The 15,584-nt window shown below is 49.8% G+C and carries 14 protein-coding genes and 1 pseudogene; 9 read left to right on the top strand and 6 right to left on the bottom strand.

What is annotated here, in order from left to right; translation table 11 throughout:
* Positions 1-124: 124 nt before the first annotated feature.
* Complete coding sequence (locus ACE41H_RS16170; protein WP_375356473.1) at positions 125-325, bottom strand: hypothetical protein; 201 nt, start codon at positions 323-325, stop codon at positions 125-127.
* A 224-nt stretch (positions 326-549) separates the two neighbouring features.
* Between ACE41H_RS16170 and ACE41H_RS16165 the strand changes: the two genes are divergently transcribed.
* From ACE41H_RS16165 to ACE41H_RS16155, 3 genes are all read left to right on the top strand, one after another.
* The gene (locus ACE41H_RS16165; protein ID WP_375356472.1) at positions 550-1,050 is read left to right on the top strand and encodes an RrF2 family transcriptional regulator; all 501 of its coding nucleotides are present in this window, start codon (positions 550-552) and stop codon (positions 1,048-1,050) included.
* A gap of 414 nt (positions 1,051-1,464) precedes the next feature.
* Positions 1,465-2,964, top strand: a complete 1,500-nt coding sequence (locus ACE41H_RS16160; protein WP_375356471.1) for a malate:quinone oxidoreductase — start codon at positions 1,465-1,467, stop codon at positions 2,962-2,964.
* A gap of 200 nt (positions 2,965-3,164) precedes the next feature.
* Entirely contained in the window at positions 3,165-6,197 is a 3,033-nt protein-coding gene (locus tag ACE41H_RS16155) for an ATP-binding protein (RefSeq protein ID WP_375356470.1), read from the top strand.
* Positions 6,198-6,277: 80 nt separating this feature from the next.
* On the opposite strand, the gene ACE41H_RS16150 is transcribed toward ACE41H_RS16155, so the two are convergent.
* Entirely contained in the window at positions 6,278-7,153 is an 876-nt protein-coding gene (locus tag ACE41H_RS16150) for a helix-turn-helix transcriptional regulator (RefSeq protein WP_375356468.1), read from the bottom strand.
* Between the two features lie 161 nt (positions 7,154-7,314).
* Here ACE41H_RS16150 and ACE41H_RS16145 point away from each other — a divergent pair, with 161 nt between their 5' ends.
* Together ACE41H_RS16145 and ACE41H_RS16140 are read left to right on the top strand one after the other, a co-directional pair.
* A complete protein-coding gene (locus ACE41H_RS16145; RefSeq protein ID WP_375356467.1) occupies positions 7,315-7,620 on the top strand; it encodes a Dabb family protein in 306 nt (101 codons plus the stop codon).
* A 251-nt stretch (positions 7,621-7,871) separates the two neighbouring features.
* Positions 7,872-8,885, top strand: coding sequence for an NADH:flavin oxidoreductase (locus ACE41H_RS16140; RefSeq protein ID WP_375356466.1), 1,014 nt, complete (start codon positions 7,872-7,874; stop codon positions 8,883-8,885).
* A 116-nt stretch (positions 8,886-9,001) separates the two neighbouring features.
* Here ACE41H_RS16140 and ACE41H_RS16135 read toward each other — a convergent pair whose 3' ends face one another.
* The 4 genes from ACE41H_RS16135 to ACE41H_RS16120 form a co-directional block, all read right to left on the bottom strand.
* Complete coding sequence (locus ACE41H_RS16135; RefSeq protein ID WP_375356512.1) at positions 9,002-9,379, bottom strand: winged helix-turn-helix transcriptional regulator; 378 nt, start codon at positions 9,377-9,379, stop codon at positions 9,002-9,004.
* A 142-nt stretch (positions 9,380-9,521) separates the two neighbouring features.
* Positions 9,522-10,376, bottom strand: a complete 855-nt coding sequence (locus ACE41H_RS16130) for a helix-turn-helix transcriptional regulator (RefSeq protein WP_375356465.1) — start codon at positions 10,374-10,376, stop codon at positions 9,522-9,524.
* Between the two features lie 73 nt (positions 10,377-10,449).
* Complete coding sequence (locus ACE41H_RS16125) at positions 10,450-10,638, bottom strand: AIM24 family protein (protein ID WP_375356463.1); 189 nt, start codon at positions 10,636-10,638, stop codon at positions 10,450-10,452.
* 247 nt (positions 10,639-10,885) lie between these two features.
* Positions 10,886-12,115 carry an FAD-dependent monooxygenase gene (locus ACE41H_RS16120; RefSeq protein ID WP_375356462.1) on the bottom strand — a complete coding sequence of 410 codons (1,230 nt, stop codon included), beginning with the start codon at positions 12,113-12,115 and terminating at the stop codon, positions 10,886-10,888.
* Positions 12,116-12,253: 138 nt separating this feature from the next.
* On the opposite strand from ACE41H_RS16120, the gene ACE41H_RS16115 reads away from it, so the two are divergent.
* From ACE41H_RS16115 to ACE41H_RS16100, 4 genes and pseudogenes are all read left to right on the top strand, one after another.
* Positions 12,254-12,898, top strand: a complete 645-nt coding sequence (locus ACE41H_RS16115; RefSeq protein ID WP_375356460.1) for a TetR/AcrR family transcriptional regulator — start codon at positions 12,254-12,256, stop codon at positions 12,896-12,898.
* Between the two features lie 128 nt (positions 12,899-13,026).
* The gene (locus ACE41H_RS16110; RefSeq protein ID WP_375356459.1) at positions 13,027-13,956 is read left to right on the top strand and encodes an SMI1/KNR4 family protein; all 930 of its coding nucleotides are present in this window, start codon (positions 13,027-13,029) and stop codon (positions 13,954-13,956) included.
* 140 nt (positions 13,957-14,096) lie between these two features.
* Entirely contained in the window at positions 14,097-14,495 is a 399-nt protein-coding gene (gene tnpA, locus ACE41H_RS16105) for an IS200/IS605 family transposase (RefSeq protein WP_375356457.1), read from the top strand.
* Positions 14,496-14,499: 4 nt separating this feature from the next.
* A pseudogene (locus ACE41H_RS16100) lies at positions 14,500-15,581 on the top strand (RNA-guided endonuclease InsQ/TnpB family protein).
* Positions 15,582-15,584: the final 3 nt, after the last annotated feature.

Genomic DNA, 15,584 nt, shown 5'->3' with positions numbered 1-15,584 from the left:
CCGAACCGATGGCTGCGGAAGTCGGGTTCTTTTGTTTTCCGAAAAGGATGAACCAGAGCGCAAAGGGAGATTTTCCTTTCTGAACCCCTCTTCGTGCTCCAGGATAAAACGAAAAACTCATGAACTACGTCGGCTTGCCATTGAGTGTCGGCGGATCCTCTTGTTTCATTTCCGGACCGAACTCGTCGTCCGCAGCGACGGGGCTCCCTTCCTGGTTCCATAGATCCTCTGACATGAACGCGTGGCTCCGCCCTCCATCGGTCGAATCTTTGGCTTGCGCCTGTTCGAGCTGCTTTTTTCTTTTCTCATTCTCATTCTCGTTCACCGGTTTACCTCCCTTGGGTTCATATGTCTTTACCAGTGTCCCCAAAAGACAGCTGATTCATTTAGACGAAGGGGTTCACAACCATACAAGAATTTAAACAGTACATCGGGCAGATAGTATAATAATGCAATGCTGAAGAACATTTCGAGCGGGAGAGGCATCTCCCGCTCTTTCTTGCTTTGACTCGCGAAATTACGGTAAACTGCACTGAGGAGGGAATTAACATGAGTATACGTCATAGCATTAAGATCGGACCGCCTCGATTTGGCATTGCCGTTCATGCCCTGATTTGTCTTGCTCAAAGCGGTAAAGCGATGTCCAGCGCTGCTATTGCCAAAAAGGTCAGCTCACATGCTACTTTTGTACGCAGAGTTCTGATACAGCTTGTGCAAACAGGGATTGTTGAAGCGAAGGAAGGTCGTGATGGCGGATATTTTTTGCAGCGCAATCCGGGTCAAATTACCCTTGCGGATATTTTTCTGGCATTAAATTCTGCTTATGGTGAATCAGAAGATAAACAGGATTGCGATAACAATTTGCAGAGGAGGAACAAGGCGTCGGAAGACTGCTGTGTATCGGAAGAACAGATCAATAGCGATCCTGGCTTGAAAGAGCTCGAAACGAGGCTGCATTCCATTATGGACGATATCCAAATCCAAACGATTATGCTGCTTAAGCAGCATACATTAGCAGAGGTTATGAAGGATCTCCAGTTCAACCAGTAGATGGATGCGAAAACTGCTTGCATTAGTTGCTTGAACGACATATACTGTTACCGAATAAGTTGCAGTTAAAGTCCGCAACTGCATTTTATTTTTGAGTTTTACTGTGTTTGATTAAGACACAGTAATGTCGTTGTGGAGCAAAGAAGCAGGCACCGCTTCTTTGCACTTGAAGAATAATATTTTTTTTACACTTAACTGTGCTTTGAGAGCTATAAATCAGGGGCTGGGATCTTTGTATTTTGGCATGATTTTTGCGTGCTCCGAGGTATTAAATCGGAATTGTCACTTTTTAACCAGATTTAAATAGTTTATAATTGAAAAGAATGTTGAGTTCCTAGGTGGCGCCTTGCTTTGTGGTACCTAAGCCGGAGCGTCTACCCTTTTTTGCAAATATTGGTATAAGGAAGGGTTGTAATGAGCAGCATACAGATAAAAACAGACGTTATCTTAATTGGTGCAGGAGTCATGAGCGCAACTTTGGGAGCATTACTGAAAGAACTGGCACCGGAATGGGAAATCAAAGTATTTGAGAAACTCGCAAGCGCAGGGGAAGAAAGCTCCAACGAATGGAATAATGCGGGCACAGGCCACGCCGCACTGTGTGAGCTTAACTATACTTCCGTGAAATCTGACGGATCTATAGATGTTGGCAAAGCCATAAGTGTAAATGAACAGTTTCAGCTTTCAAGACAGTTTTGGGCTTATCTTGTCAACAGCAATGTAATTCGCAATCCGCAGGATTTTATTATGCCTTTACCTCACATGAGTTTGGTACAAGGTGATGAAAATGTGACCTTTTTGAAAAGGAGATTTAAAGCGCTTTCAGAAAATCCCCTGTTTCAGGGAATGGAATTTTCAGACGATCCGGAACAGTTGAAGCAATGGGTTCCACTAATTATGGAAGGGCGCACATCGAACGAACCGATAGCAGCCACTAAAATTGACTCCGGTACGGATGTTAATTTTGGCGCTTTAACACGCATATTGTTTGACCACTTAAAGAGTAAGAATGTTAAGATCAACTACAAGCATAGTGTTAAGGATATCAAGCGCACCAACGACGGCTTATGGAACGTGAAGGTGCAGAATATCGAGAACGGTACAACGGAATATCATACGGCAAAATTTGTCTTTATCGGCGGCGGCGGCGGAAGTCTGCCTTTACTGCAGAAAACCGGCATTCCCGAGTCCAAGCATATTGGGGGCTTCCCGGTAAGCGGGCTGTTCATGGCCTGTAACAATCCGGACGTGGTAGCGCGGCACCATGCCAAGGTATACGGCAGGGCCAAAATCGGGGCTCCCCCCATGTCCGTTCCGCATTTGGATACCAGATATATCAACAACAAAAAGGCATTGCTGTTCGGGCCGTTTGCTGGCTTCTCACCCAAGTTTTTAAAAACAGGTTCCAATCTGGATTTGATCCTCTCCGTAAAACCGGATAATATCCTGACCATGCTGGCGGCCGGGGTAAAAGAGATGGCACTGACCAAATACCTGATCCAGCAGGTGATGTTATCCAATGAGCAGCGGATGGAAGAACTGCGTGAGTTCATTCCGAACGCCAAAAGCGAAGATTGGGACATCGTGGTGGCAGGCCAACGTGTGCAGGTGATCAAAGATACGGCTATCGGCAGAGGAACACTGCAATTTGGTACGGAAGTGGTTACCGCCGCAGACGGTTCAGTTGCTGCATTGCTGGGCGCTTCGCCGGGGGCTTCTACGGCCGTTAATGTTATGCTTGAGGTATTGGAAAAATGCTTCCCGCAGCATATGAAAGAATGGGTATCGAAAATTAAAGAAATGATTCCTTCTTATGGCGTGGCATTAACGGAAAACCCCGAGCTTTTCCAGAAAATTCATGATTCAACATCGCAGGCGCTTGGTCTGAGCGAGAAGAAAACGGTTTTTAGTTAAAAACATAATAGTAAGAGATGGAAAGGAGCTGCTGCGGCATGCTCCTTTCTTTGACGATTAAAGGAATCCTTCACGTTTGTGTCGAATTTGTGTATATGCGAACAAAGAAAAGAACCCAACACAAATATATATGGATATTGCTTCTGATATTTAGCGCACTGACTGGAATGCGTTGGATGTGGTCCGAGATGTTCACAGTAATGAATCACCCTCGAGCCATTGATGGCGTGCTTGATCTCCGCGGGACGGATTTGGGGAGTTCATCCCCCTTATATTTGAATGGGGAGTGGAAGTTCTATCCCGGATCACTTGCTACTGGCCAAGAACTACTTGAGAAAGGACCTGACCCTCTAAATATCACGGTTCCGGGAGATTGGGGAAGTGCGCTTCACCCGGACACCGGCAACTCCATCGGATATGGAACATATCGGCTGCGGATTTTGACCGACCCGCTGCAGGAGCCCATCGCTTTCTGGTTCAGAGGGGTTACGACGGCATCCGAAATTGAAATCAATGGAGAAATGGCGGGAAGCATCGGCAGGGTGGCAACCTCCAAACAGGAATATACGCCCAAAAGTGTCTCTTTTACCGCTACCTACGATATAAAAGGAACTACAGAGATCGATGTGTTGGTCCGTGTGGCCAACTTCGACAATCCCAACAAGGGTGGAATCATCAACCCCGTGCGCTTTGGCTCCCAAGGGTCCATTGATATTGTCCGCTGGAACTCCATCGGGTTACAGCTGTTTATTTTTTTGGTGCTGCTGCTTCATGAAGTGTATGCTTTCATTATTTATGCGTTCAATCCGAAAGAGAAGACATTGCTGATTACCGGGTTGCTGCTGCTGATCACCAGCATTGTGGTTCTAAGCAACTACGATACCATGCTGCTGAATTGGTATCCGATGATCCATTACACATGGGCGATCAAAATTAAATGGATCAGCATGCTGTGGCAAATTCCGTTAATTTTGCTGCTGTTCAAAAAATTCATGCCGATCTATTTTCATAAAGGATGGCTGCGCGTATTTTTGGCGGCAAATATAGGCTTTACGGTTCTGCTGCTGATCATGCCGTTCGCTTACGTGGATGGCATCGTTCTTTCCAGCTTGTTTTACGTTCTTTATTTCATGTCGTTTGCCTGGTTCCTCTATATCATAGGAATGATGGTCTTCAAGCAGCAGACGGGTCGTGACATGATCTTCCTGTTGATCAGCTCGGCAGGAATCATCTCTAATTTTATCTGGAGTACGGCAGAGGCTGTCAGCGACGTCACCACCGTCTATTATCCGGTTGACCTGGCTATCGCGATTATCGGCTTTGCCTCTTATTGGTTCAAGCAATACTTCCGGCAAAACAGGGAAAATATTGAACTCAACGAAAAACTGAAAGAGGCGGACCAGATCAAGGACCAATTTTTGGCCAATACCTCGCATGAGCTGCGGACACCACTGCACGGCATTATGAATATCGCCCATCATGTGGCCACCAAAGAAAAAGACAGGCTGGAGAAGAACAGTCTTGACGATATGCAACTGCTTATTAGAATGAGCAGGCGGATGTCCCATCTGCTTGATGATCTTCTTGATGTGGTTCGGCTGAAGGAGCATCGTCTTGTGCTGCGGAAGGAGCCCTTACAAGTTCAGTCTATCGTACCAGGCATCATTTCCATGCTGCAATATATGGCAGAAGCCAGGCCGGTCGGCCTGCATATGGATGTACCGGAAACCACACCTCCCGTTCTGGCCGATGAAAAGAGGCTGGTGCAAGTTTTTTATAATTTGCTGCACAACGCACTGAAATATACGGAAAAGGGAACGATCTCCGTGTCAGCCGAAACAAGGGAGGGACGAGTACTCATTCATATCGCCGATACCGGGATAGGCATGGATGAAGCAACCCGCGCACGAGTCTTTCTTCCTTATGAGCAAGGTGCTTATGATGGCGTTAACGGCGGGCAGGGAATTGGACTGGGGCTAAGCATTTGTAGGCAGCTTATTGAGCTGCACGGTGGTACATTGACGGTTCGCTCCGAGCTTGGCAAAGGGTCTGTCTTCAGCTTTGATCTGCCTTTGGCGGATGAGTCCGATCTTTCCATGCCGCAGGTGTCGTATTCTATCGGGCACGAGATGGCAGGAGCGGATGAGATGCCTGGCGGTTTTCTGTTCCCGGATTTGACTGTTGGGGAAAAGGAAATCTCCGCAACGACACCTTCACCGCTTTTGGAAGAAAGCAGGGCCCGTATTCTTGCTGTGGACGATGATCCGATCAACCTGAAAGTGCTGGTCAGCATCCTGTCGACAGAGCCTTATGTCATTGTGACGGCTCAATCGGGCCAGGAAGCATTGGAATTGCTGGCTACGCAGCAGTGGGATTTGCTCATTGCCGATGTGATGATGCCGAACATGTCCGGATATGAATTGACCCGGAACGTCAGGGAGCAGTTCCCCATGTCGGAGCTTCCCGTCTTGCTGCTTACCGCTCGTAGCCAGCCGGCCGATATTTACACAGGTTTCTCTGCGGGAGCGAGCGATTATGTCACAAAACCTGTAGATGCGCTGGAGCTAAAATACCGGATTAAAGCTTTGGTTACCCTAAGGCAATCCGTTCATGAGCGGCTGCGAATGGAAGCCGCATATTTACAGGCGCAAATTCAGCCTCATTTTCTGTTTAATACTCTGAATTCGCTGATGGCGTTAAGTGAGGTGGATACAGACAGGATGCTTAAGCTGGGCGAGGCCTTTGCTTCCTATTTGCGGATTAGTTTCAATTTTCTGAACACAGGCAGGCTGGTTGAGCTGTCTCATGAGCTGGAGTTGGTCAAAGCCTATCTGTATATCGAAAAAGTGCGGTTTGGTGATCGGCTGTCCATTGAATGGGAGGTGGAGCCGGACATTCGTTTGCAGCTCCCACCGCTCACGATTCAGCCCTTGGTGGAAAATGCTGTGAACCACGGCCTCTTGAGCAAATCAGAAGGCGGGACAGTTCATATTTCCATTACACGTCAGAACGACTGTACTCTTGTTAAGGTAAGCGATAATGGAAAAGGGATGGATCAGGAGCAGGTGGACAGGCTGCTAAGCGCCACGGTTGGTGAAAAAGGCGGAATCGGCATCTCCAATACAAATCGGCGATTAAAGCAGTTATACGACGGGCAGGGGTTGTCCATCGTAAGCAGGCCTGGAGAAGGAACGACTATGTCGTTTGAAATTCCAGACACTCATCGTCAGTGAAATTATTCATTAAAGATAAAACAAGCTTGGGAGCTGGCCGAATGACAACGGTCAGCTCGCAGAACAAGAGCTGCTGCTAATCAGGTAGAGAGCGCATGCCGCTCCTTGCTCTTTAGTTCATAGTCGCTCAGCAGCCGCTGCATTTTTTCGACGGTGCCATCCTGATGAGGAACATGTATGGATACCGTCAAGCTCGGATCCTCAAGATACTGGAAGGACACATGGTCGAAATTTAACATGCCGGCATTGGGACACCGAAGAGTCTTGGGGGCATCAATGGCATCCAGCACATCATGGGCTTCCCAAAACTCACGGAACTCCGGACTGATTTGGGATAGAGCATTAAACTGCTCGGACCACCAGGGATCATCAACGTGCCGGGCAAACCCGGCGTGAAATTGAGCGGCAATCCGGCGTGCATGCTGCTCCCATTCATCTCCTTTAATGTAGCGGAAGCGTTCGGACGTAAAGGTCATCCATACAAAATTCCGTTCCTGGTCGGTTAAGGCTGCAAGGTCGCCGTTTATGGCACAGTAGGCTGAGTTCCAGGCAATGATGTTCATGCGGGGATCCATGACATTCGCCGGGGAGGTTCCGAGGCTGTCCAGAAAGCCATGCAGGGCAGGAGTAACCTGGGAATACGGTTTTGTTTCCTCTATTGGAGGGCGCTTGCGGGCCAGATAAAACATATAGTTACGTTCCGGCGCATCCAGCATGAGCACTTTGGCTATTCGCCCGAGAATCTCGTCGGAGACGTTGATATGGCGGCCCTGTTCCAGATAGGTATACCAATCCAGCCCCACATCGGCCAGCATCGCAACTTCACTCCGGCGAAGTCCCGGAGTGCGCCTGCGGCCATTGTCCGGCAGACCAACTTGCTCTGGTGTAATCCGTTCCCGCCGTATTCGCAAAAAACGGGCTAATTCCTGGTATCTGTCTAATGGAATATTCGCCATGCTGCATGCCTCCTGTCCAGGCAGGAAGAGTGGGATTCGCAATCCCAGGATCACTGGATCTCTTCCTGGTCATAATTAATCTATATAGAATAGGTTATGTGATTTGCAGGCATGAAATCAAGGTTCACTTTTTTCTAATATAGACAGGGAGGGTTCAAACCATGTATGAACATATCGTTCTCTTGAAATTCAAGGAGCATAACGGCACGGCTGTCAACTATGAAGATGCTCTGAAAACCGTAAATTCCTTCAAAGCTTCCATTCCGGGCATTGTTGCTCTTAGCGCCGGAATCAATGTATCGGAAGAGACAGAGAATACGCACGGATTTTCCCTGGCCATTCGGATAACGTTCGAGGATCAGCAGGCCTGCCGGGATTATGCGCCGCATCCTCTTCATCAGCAGCTGCTGCAGGACATTGGTCCTTGGATAGAAGACGTCGTGGTGGCGGATTATTCGTTTAATTAAAGAGCAGAAAAAGAGGACAAAGAGCTGGCCGAGTGATAACGGTCAGCTCTTTTTGCGTACCTGGGGCATTTCTTTTGTTTGTAGTGAAGCACTAGAGTCCATAGTAGGTTACCTGAAGGTTACCAGATGAAGAAATAGTGCCTCCTTGTGGGAGACTGACACAGGTTTTATACTGGGGCCATACCCGAATTGAACTAATCGCGATTAGAATCATAAACGTGGATCAAATACAATCTTTCTGGAGGTTTGTTATGAATTATTCCCCAACTGCTCAAACCCTGTTCCAACCGTTCACTATTGGAAATTTGACATTGCCTAACCGGATTGTCATGGCACCGATGGCCCGGGAGTTTGCTCCAAATGGCGTGCCGGTCCCGGATATGGCCGCCTATTATCGCCGCAGGGCGGAGAATGGCGTCGGACTGATCGTGACCGGGGGCACGCTGATCGATCATCCGGATACGTCCAATTTGGAAAATGTACCACACATCTACGGCGAAGCCGCGTTAAGCAGCTGGGCCAACGTGGTGACTGCGGTGCACGAAGCGGGCGGACGAATCATATCGCAGATCACTCATATAGGAGCGCGGGGGCATGTCGGTGATTATTCGGAAGCGGATATCGCAGACATCATCCAGGTCTTCGCCAAGGCAGCATCCGATGCCAAGCGGATCGGATTCGACGGCATTGAGATCCACGGTGGACACGGCTTTTTGCTCGATCAATTTTTCTGGAAAAAAACCAACTCGCGCACGGACCGCTACGGCGGCGACTGGGGCGGACGGACCCGCTTTGCGGTGGAAGTGATCGAAGCTTGCCGCCGTGCCGTCGGACCGGAATTTCCGATCGTGCTGCGCATTTCGCAATGGAAGATGAGCGACTACACGGCCAAGCTGGTTGAGACGCCGGAACAGCTGGAACAATTCCTGACTCCTTTGGTCGCAGCCGGGGTCGATATATTCCACGCCTCCACCCGCCGTTTCTGGGAGCCTGAATTCGAAGGCTCCGATCTGAACCTGGCCGGATGGACCAAAAAGCTGACAGGCAAACCGGTGATCACCGTCGGATCGGTTGGTCTGGAGGACGATGGAACGGAAAAGACCCAGGTCGCCGGCTTGGTCGAACGGCTGGAACATGAAGAATTCGACCTGGTTGCCGTCGGGCGGGCATTATTGGCCGATCCTGCCTGGGCAAATAAAATTCGCGACGGACGAATAGACGAATTGATCTCCTTTACGGACGAAGCAAAGCAAAAGCTTTATTAAGCCGGCATTCGCATTCACCTGTCCAGCTAAAGCATTCTGTATCGTATCATTTTTGGATTGAGCGTAATAATCCGCATTGCCGGACAGGGGAAAATAAAGCGGTAAATTGAAAGCTCTCAGGATGGTTTTCCTGAGAGCTTTTCGGATTGGGCCTTACGCCTGCGATGGTTGGCTCCCCAGTCAAGCATAACGGCAAACAGCGGCCTCAGCGTCTGTCCGTATGCCGACAGGGAATACTCCACCTTGGGAGGGTTATCCGGAATGACTTTCCGTTCTACCAGCCCCTCTTCTTCCAGCTCGCGGAGCTGCTGTGTCAGCATTTTTTGCGATATATCGGGAAGCGCCCGCCGCAATTCGTTGAACCGCCGGGTCTGCTCGACCAATTCATGTAATAACGAGAGCTTCCATTTCCCGCCAAGCACGCGGATCGTTTCCCCAACGTCGATATCGCATTCAGCCTCGTGACGAAGGTCAAGTGCAATTTCTTTATCCATGATTCGCTCCGGCGAAATTCCCTCAAAAATCCGGCTTTCCTCCTTCACGCTTCAAGCCCCCTTCCGGTGATTGTTCCTAATTTAAGCATACGTTATTTCTGAAAAGGAAAGCAACTGAACAGGGGCCAACAGCTGGAATTGCTCATTGGATCAGCGCGTCATTTTCCAGCAGCCGCAGCAGCCTCTCTTCCGTATCCGTGCCGGGTACCGGAACAAAGAAGCACCAGTGCAAGTCCGGATTGTTATCAATCACACCTGCGGAATGGATCATGAACTCCATCTCCTGCCCGTTGGGAAGGCGGAATAATGAGGTCGCTACACGTTTTTGCTTGATTTCATAAAGATCCCAGTAATAATTGAATTCTTTACTTTCCCGTCTCATACGTTCGAACCGTTCCATATAAAGCGGGTTCTCCTTGTAACGGTCGAAGCCGGCGCGCATCACCGCAGCGGTGTAACGGGCAAAGCCCTCCCAATTTACCAGTCGTTCACGGTAATCCGGATGCAGAAACGTAATGTTGATCATATATCGCTCGCTCTCCGGCAGACTGCCGAAATCCGCTACAATCAGCTCGGCCGCCCGATTCCAGACGATTACATCAGTGCCTGCATCCGTGATGAAAGAAGGATAATGCAGCTGATCTACAATATTTTGCAAAAATCCGGTATCCGACTCTCCGCTGTTCAGCTCAGCACCTGCGCTCGCTGGGTCGACATTTGCCAGATCAAACAAATGCTTCTGCTCATCCTCGTCCAGCTGCAGCGCATTGCCGATATTGAGCAGCACTTCCGGTGACGGGTTCGTCTCTCTGCCCTGCTCCAGCCAAGTATAGTAAGTCACACTGATATTGGCGAGATAGGCTACTTCCTCCCTGCGCAGCCCTGGAGTGCGCCTGCGTCCCGGCAGCGGGTCAATCCCCGCTTCTTCAGGCTGCAGCCGTTCCCTGCGTGATTTGATGAATTCGCCCAGTGCGGATGAAGATCGAGTTGTTTTCATAAATGTCACCACCTCGGTAAAATCAACAAGCTCATTCTCGACATCCGGAGTATTTTTCCCTTAGCATATCCAGTCAGCGGGCTCCGGATGAAAACGGCACATTAGACTGGAATATACTGTTCATGTATGAAGTCTGTGGAGCCAGCCAGACCATACCTGTTCCCCGGTATACGTTGACCAGCCCTTCCCCCGACATGGCAGACCCCAAACGGGTTTTGCCGGATTTCTCGACCGTAAAGTCCAGAGAGTCGGACCACATCATGGCAAAGTTTCCACCCACCCCAGATTATAACGCCTGCCGGTATTTTAATGAACCACAATTTCTATAAGCTGCTGCCACTGCTTTGGGTATGAATAAACAAAAAGACGTTCATGGAGCAGCCTGTCCGATGGGAACAGAACCATCCAGTGAACGTCTCAGAGGTAGAGGTTGATTCCAGGAAAAACTTCCGCCAAGCGCGGCCTGGTTTCTTTGAATGTACGTCGATAGACATGTTTCTAAAAAATGTTTACTTTACAAGGTAATCAGGCAGGCGAAGTGAGCTGTGAACGTTTCTGGATTCATCCCCAGGCATGCTGCCCCGAGCTGATGACTGGATGGTCGCAAGCGCCTGATTGCGGGCTTCGAGCTCCTCATTGGTGCGTGGGAAGAGGAAGGCTGCTGCACCGCTATCAACCAAAGCCTGGTTTGCTTCAACAAATGGGCGCATGCGTTTCTCATAGGCTGCAAAAGCCTCTTCAGGCTCATCATGGGAGGCCAGCTCGCCGGCCAGCACATATGCGCCCACCAGCGCAAGACTCGTTCCCTGCCCGGTCAGAAAAGAGGGTGCAAAGGCGGAATCGCCCACCAGCGCTACACGGCCTGCCGACCAATGGGGCATGTGAATTTGAGCGACAACGTCGTAATACAGGTCGTCCGCTTCCATCATCGCCTGTACAAGCCGGGGAACTTCCCAGCCGTGTCCGGCAAACATCTCTGCCGTCAGCCTGCGCTGCTGGTCGGCATCATGCCGATCAGAGATCGGCGGTTTCTCGGACGCGAAGTTCAGAAAGGCATGCAGTGTGTCGCTGTCGCGAGCGGCCGACAATATCGCATACCGCCCTGGTGTGGCGTAGACAATAGACTCATGGGACAGGCCGAGATCATTCGGAACGGTAAAGCCGTTAAAATAGTAACCGAGGTACCGGGTGAACGGCTCCTCCTGACCGAACACGAGCCGGCGCGTATTCGAATGCAAGCCATCCGCCCCGATGACGATGTCATATCTGCCGCTTTTGCCGCTCTTGAAGGTGACATCTACACCGCTGCCGTCATCGTTCAGGGTGGCGATGGAATCATTGAACTGGTAGCGGACCGGCTGCTGTTTTGTCAGATCGTACAGCAACTCGGTTAGTCTGCCGCGCGGCAGCTCGATGTCCCGTTCCTCTACACCGCCGGAGATATCCTCTGGTTTAATTGCACCGGCAATGCTACCGTCGGCATGGATAAAAGAAATCTTCTTCGAATGGATATGGGCTTCCTGAAGCTGCGGAAGTAATCCCATTTGCTCGACTACGTCGATCGCCGTTCCCCGCACATCGATGGGATAGCCGCCGCCCCGAATCGTCTGCGAGCGCTCGACCACGGTGACATCAAAGCCATATTTGCACAACCAATAGGCAAGGGTGGGGCCGGCAATACTTGCACCAGAGATCAGTACCGTTTTTCCGGAAGCCCGGGAGATTGATTTATCAGTCATTATTAAGCACCTCTCATTGTTTTTTTTTGATAAGGTACTATAAGTACCCTAAATCGATGTTATTATAGATTCATCAGAAATGCAAATGTAAAAACGTCCGAAATGAATGGGAATATTCTGAAAGAGGGGGAAATGAGGATGGAGAGAAATAGAAATGAGAGCTCCGCAGCTTCCGTACCGCCACAGGATGAGGTTCGGAATACAGCGACACGGCGGCGCGGAGAGGTTCTGGAGAATGCCATTTTGCAGGCCGCTTGGGACGAGCTGCAGGAGGTGGGTTATGCCCGTCTGTCGATAGATGCAGTTGCCACGAGAGCGAAGACCAACAAAAATGCGGTATACCGCCGCTGGCCCAATAAAACCAAGCTTATCGCCGCCGCAGCCGTCAAATTTGTGCCAAGACCTCCCCTTGAAGCTCCCGACACAGGTGAACTGCGTAGTGATGTGATCACTTTGCTTAATGGAATAGCGGCTGCTATGCGAGCGATCGGTTCTGAAACGATACACGGCATGCTGGTCGACGATCCAGATAAGGAGATCATGTCTGCTTTGCCGCAAACGGTGAGTCGAAGCAAGGAGGACAAGCTGACCCTGGCTATGAAGACGATTTTGAAAAATGCTGAGGCACGGGGAGAGGTGACTCTGCAAACCATGAAAGAGAGAGTTATATCCCTTCCCTTTGATTTGATTCGTTACGAAGTGCTCATCGCCCATGAGGAGTTAACTGAACACATCATTACAGAAATTGTGGACGATATTTTTTTACCGCTTGTCCTTAAATAGCCGTTTCCCTGCCAGACATAGGGTATGATAGAGAGAAGTGAAAGCCATTATACATGCTTTGCAGGCTGGAGATGGGGCTGCCGGGAATGTTAAAATTGTACAAAGAACGAAACTAGGGGGCTGAGTGGATGCAGGACAAGCTGTTGCCACAGCTGGAGGCGTGGCATGAAGAGGATGAATTCGAGGAAATCGTAAATGCCGTGATGGACATTCCTGCGGAGGAGCGGGACTATGAGCTGACCAACCATTTGGGCAGGGCGCTGAACAATCTGGAGCGTTATGAAGAGGCGGTCGAGCAGTTCCTGTCCGTGGCGGATGAGGGTAAAGTGGACCCGTTGTGGCAGTATCGTATAGGCTTTGCCTACTATTATCTGGACCGGTATGAGGAGGCGTTGCGCGCCTTCGAAGCGGCAGACCGGTTAGAGCCTGGGGATGAAGAAATTCAGGAGTTTCTGGAATTGATCCGGGATAAGGTACCGCAGCAGACGGCGAAGGAAGCAGCCGCTGTCCCCGCCCGTGTACCTGTCCATGCTGATGGTGCACCTGAAGCTGCGTTGGAATCGGAGGTTGATTTTACGGACTTCTGGGAGGACAGCGACCTGGCGCTGGAGCAATATGTGATGGCCCCGCCGACCGATGAGCTGATCGCTTCCGTGGAGGAAGAGCTTGTTTTCAGACTGCCGGCCTTCTATGTACAGATGATGAAGCAGCATAACGGGGGTGTTCCCCGCAGCAGAAGCTTCCCGGTGGCTGACCCGGTGTCCGGGGAGAGGGAACATATCGCTATTTCCGGTATTTTGGGCATTGGCAGAGAGAAGAAGCGTTCATTGTGCGGAGAAGCAGGCAGCCGCTTCCGGATTGAACAGGAGGGATACCCTGAATTTGGCGTGATCATCTGTGACTGTCCTTCGGAAGCGGCAGCGGTTATGCTGGATTACCGCGACTCCGGCAATGACGGCGCACCGGAGGTTGTGCATGTCGATAAAGCCAACAATTATGCAATCACACGGCTTGCGCCAAGCTTTGAGGCCTTTATTCGTGGGCTGGTGAAGGAATAAACCCATACATTTAAGAGTCTGACTCGTTTCAGGCTCTTTTTGCTTTATCGGCTTAGGACAAGGGCTGTCTTAGACAGCTTAATTGTCCTGTATTTTTGAATAAAGTTGCAGTTATATATTCAAACTGATACAATCAAACTATGGGACAAGAACATAGAAGAACGAAAACCACCGTGTCACTCATTAACTATCATTTTGTGTTTTGCCCGCGATACCGAAGGAAGGTCCTTGTGGGGCAAGTCGAAGCGCGATTTAAAGAGCTTGTGCAAGAGCTGTGTCAGGAAAACGATTGGCTTATGATTGCGATGGAAGTGATGCCCGATCATGTGCATCTCTTCTTAAACGTGTTGCCAACAGATTCTCCGGCAGACATTATGGCAGCATTGAAAGGGACAACCTCGCGGTTGTTGCGTCAGGAATTTAAACATCTGCAGCATTTGCCCAGCCTTTGGACACGTTCCTATTTTGTCAGCACGGCAGGGAATGTTTCGAGCGAGACCATCCAACGTTATGTGGAAGAACAAAAGACGAGGGGGTGAAACCATGCCAACCGTAACCGTTCAAATTCGAATATTTCCAAATGATGTTTCCTTGCTGAAGGAGATGGGAGACGAATACATCCAAACGGTCAATCTCCTTACCGAACAAGCGGAAGCATCGGGAACATTTCCCAAGCTCACCTCCAAGGATGTCGATGCCAAGCTTCCCTCTGCCGTCAAGAACCAGGCCATTCGAGATGCACGAAGTATTCATAAAAAGGCGAAAAAGCAAGGAAAACGTTCGATACTCAAGCGCAGAGCCTACTACGTCAACAACCAGAACTATTCCCTTGGGGACAAAAGCGTTGCTTTCCCTGTGATGTCGGGCGGAAAGGCGCAGCGGCTCCAGATTCCGGCTCATGTAACAGAACGCGAACAACAGGTGTTATCCAGCGGCAAGCCGGGCCTGTTAAAATTGGTGGAAAAGTTGGGGAAGTGGTACGTTCAAATTTCAGTTAAGAAAAAGATAGAACCAGCCCCTGACGGCGCCATGATGGGAATCGACCTGGGCTTAAAAGTTCCTGCCGTCGTGGTCACCTCTACAGGTAGGACGAAGTTTGTAGGGGATGGTAGACAAAACAAGTACATGCGCCGCAAGTACAAAGAACGCAGAAGAAAGCTGGGCAAGTTAAAGAAGCTGTCTGCGATCCGCAAGCAGGAGCATAAAGAACATCGCTACATTCAAGATCAAAATCACAAAATTAGCCGAAAGATTGTGAACATGGCAATGGAAGAGCGCGTATCGGTCATCAAGATGGAAAAGCTAACGAACATTCGCCAAACGACAAGAACAAGTCGTAAAAACGCTAAAAACCTGCACAACTGGACGTTCTATCAACTGCAAAATTTTATCGCATACAAAGCGGCCTTGGCCGGGATTAGGGTCATCGAAGTGAATCCCGCATACACCTCCCAAACCTGCCCTAACTGTGGGACACGGAACAAGGCCATGGACCGAACGTATCATTGTTCATGTGGGTATCGCGCACACCGCGACCGAGTTGGAGCAATCAACATCATGGCCAACCTGTGATAGATGGTAACAGTCTATCAGCCTGGATAGCTATAGGCTCTGATCCAGGATGAGCT

It is taken from the genome of Paenibacillus enshidis (genome assembly GCF_042136365.1).
GTDB lineage: Bacteria > Bacillota > Bacilli > Paenibacillales > Paenibacillaceae > Paenibacillus > Paenibacillus enshidis.
This window is presented reverse-complemented; position numbering and strand designations above follow the sequence as displayed.

What these genes read in the sequence shown, in the direction of transcription:
- ACE41H_RS16145 (WP_375356467.1), top strand. Translation starts at nt 7,315, where the DNA reads ATGTATGAACATATCGTTCTCTTGAAATTCAAGGAGCATAACGGCACG.
- ACE41H_RS16155 (WP_375356470.1), top strand. Translation starts at nt 3,165, where the DNA reads ATGAATCACCCTCGAGCCATTGATGGCGTGCTTGATCTCCGCGGGACG.
- ACE41H_RS16130 (WP_375356465.1), bottom strand. Translation starts at nt 10,376, where the DNA reads ATGAAAACAACTCGATCTTCATCCGCACTGGGCGAATTCATCAAATCA.
- ACE41H_RS16160 (WP_375356471.1), top strand. Translation starts at nt 1,465, where the DNA reads ATGAGCAGCATACAGATAAAAACAGACGTTATCTTAATTGGTGCAGGA.
- ACE41H_RS16120 (WP_375356462.1), bottom strand. Translation starts at nt 12,115, where the DNA reads ATGACTGATAAATCAATCTCCCGGGCTTCCGGAAAAACGGTACTGATC.
- ACE41H_RS16150 (WP_375356468.1), bottom strand. Translation starts at nt 7,153, where the DNA reads ATGGCGAATATTCCATTAGACAGATACCAGGAATTAGCCCGTTTTTTG.
- ACE41H_RS16115 (WP_375356460.1), top strand. Translation starts at nt 12,254, where the DNA reads ATGGAGAGAAATAGAAATGAGAGCTCCGCAGCTTCCGTACCGCCACAG.
- ACE41H_RS16110 (WP_375356459.1), top strand. Translation starts at nt 13,027, where the DNA reads ATGCAGGACAAGCTGTTGCCACAGCTGGAGGCGTGGCATGAAGAGGAT.
- ACE41H_RS16125 (WP_375356463.1), bottom strand. Translation starts at nt 10,638, where the DNA reads ATGATGTGGTCCGACTCTCTGGACTTTACGGTCGAGAAATCCGGCAAA.
- tnpA (WP_375356457.1), top strand. Translation starts at nt 14,097, where the DNA reads ATGGGACAAGAACATAGAAGAACGAAAACCACCGTGTCACTCATTAAC.
- ACE41H_RS16140 (WP_375356466.1), top strand. Translation starts at nt 7,872, where the DNA reads ATGAATTATTCCCCAACTGCTCAAACCCTGTTCCAACCGTTCACTATT.
- ACE41H_RS16165 (WP_375356472.1), top strand. Translation starts at nt 550, where the DNA reads ATGAGTATACGTCATAGCATTAAGATCGGACCGCCTCGATTTGGCATT.
- ACE41H_RS16135 (WP_375356512.1), bottom strand. Translation starts at nt 9,379, where the DNA reads ATGGATAAAGAAATTGCACTTGACCTTCGTCACGAGGCTGAATGCGAT.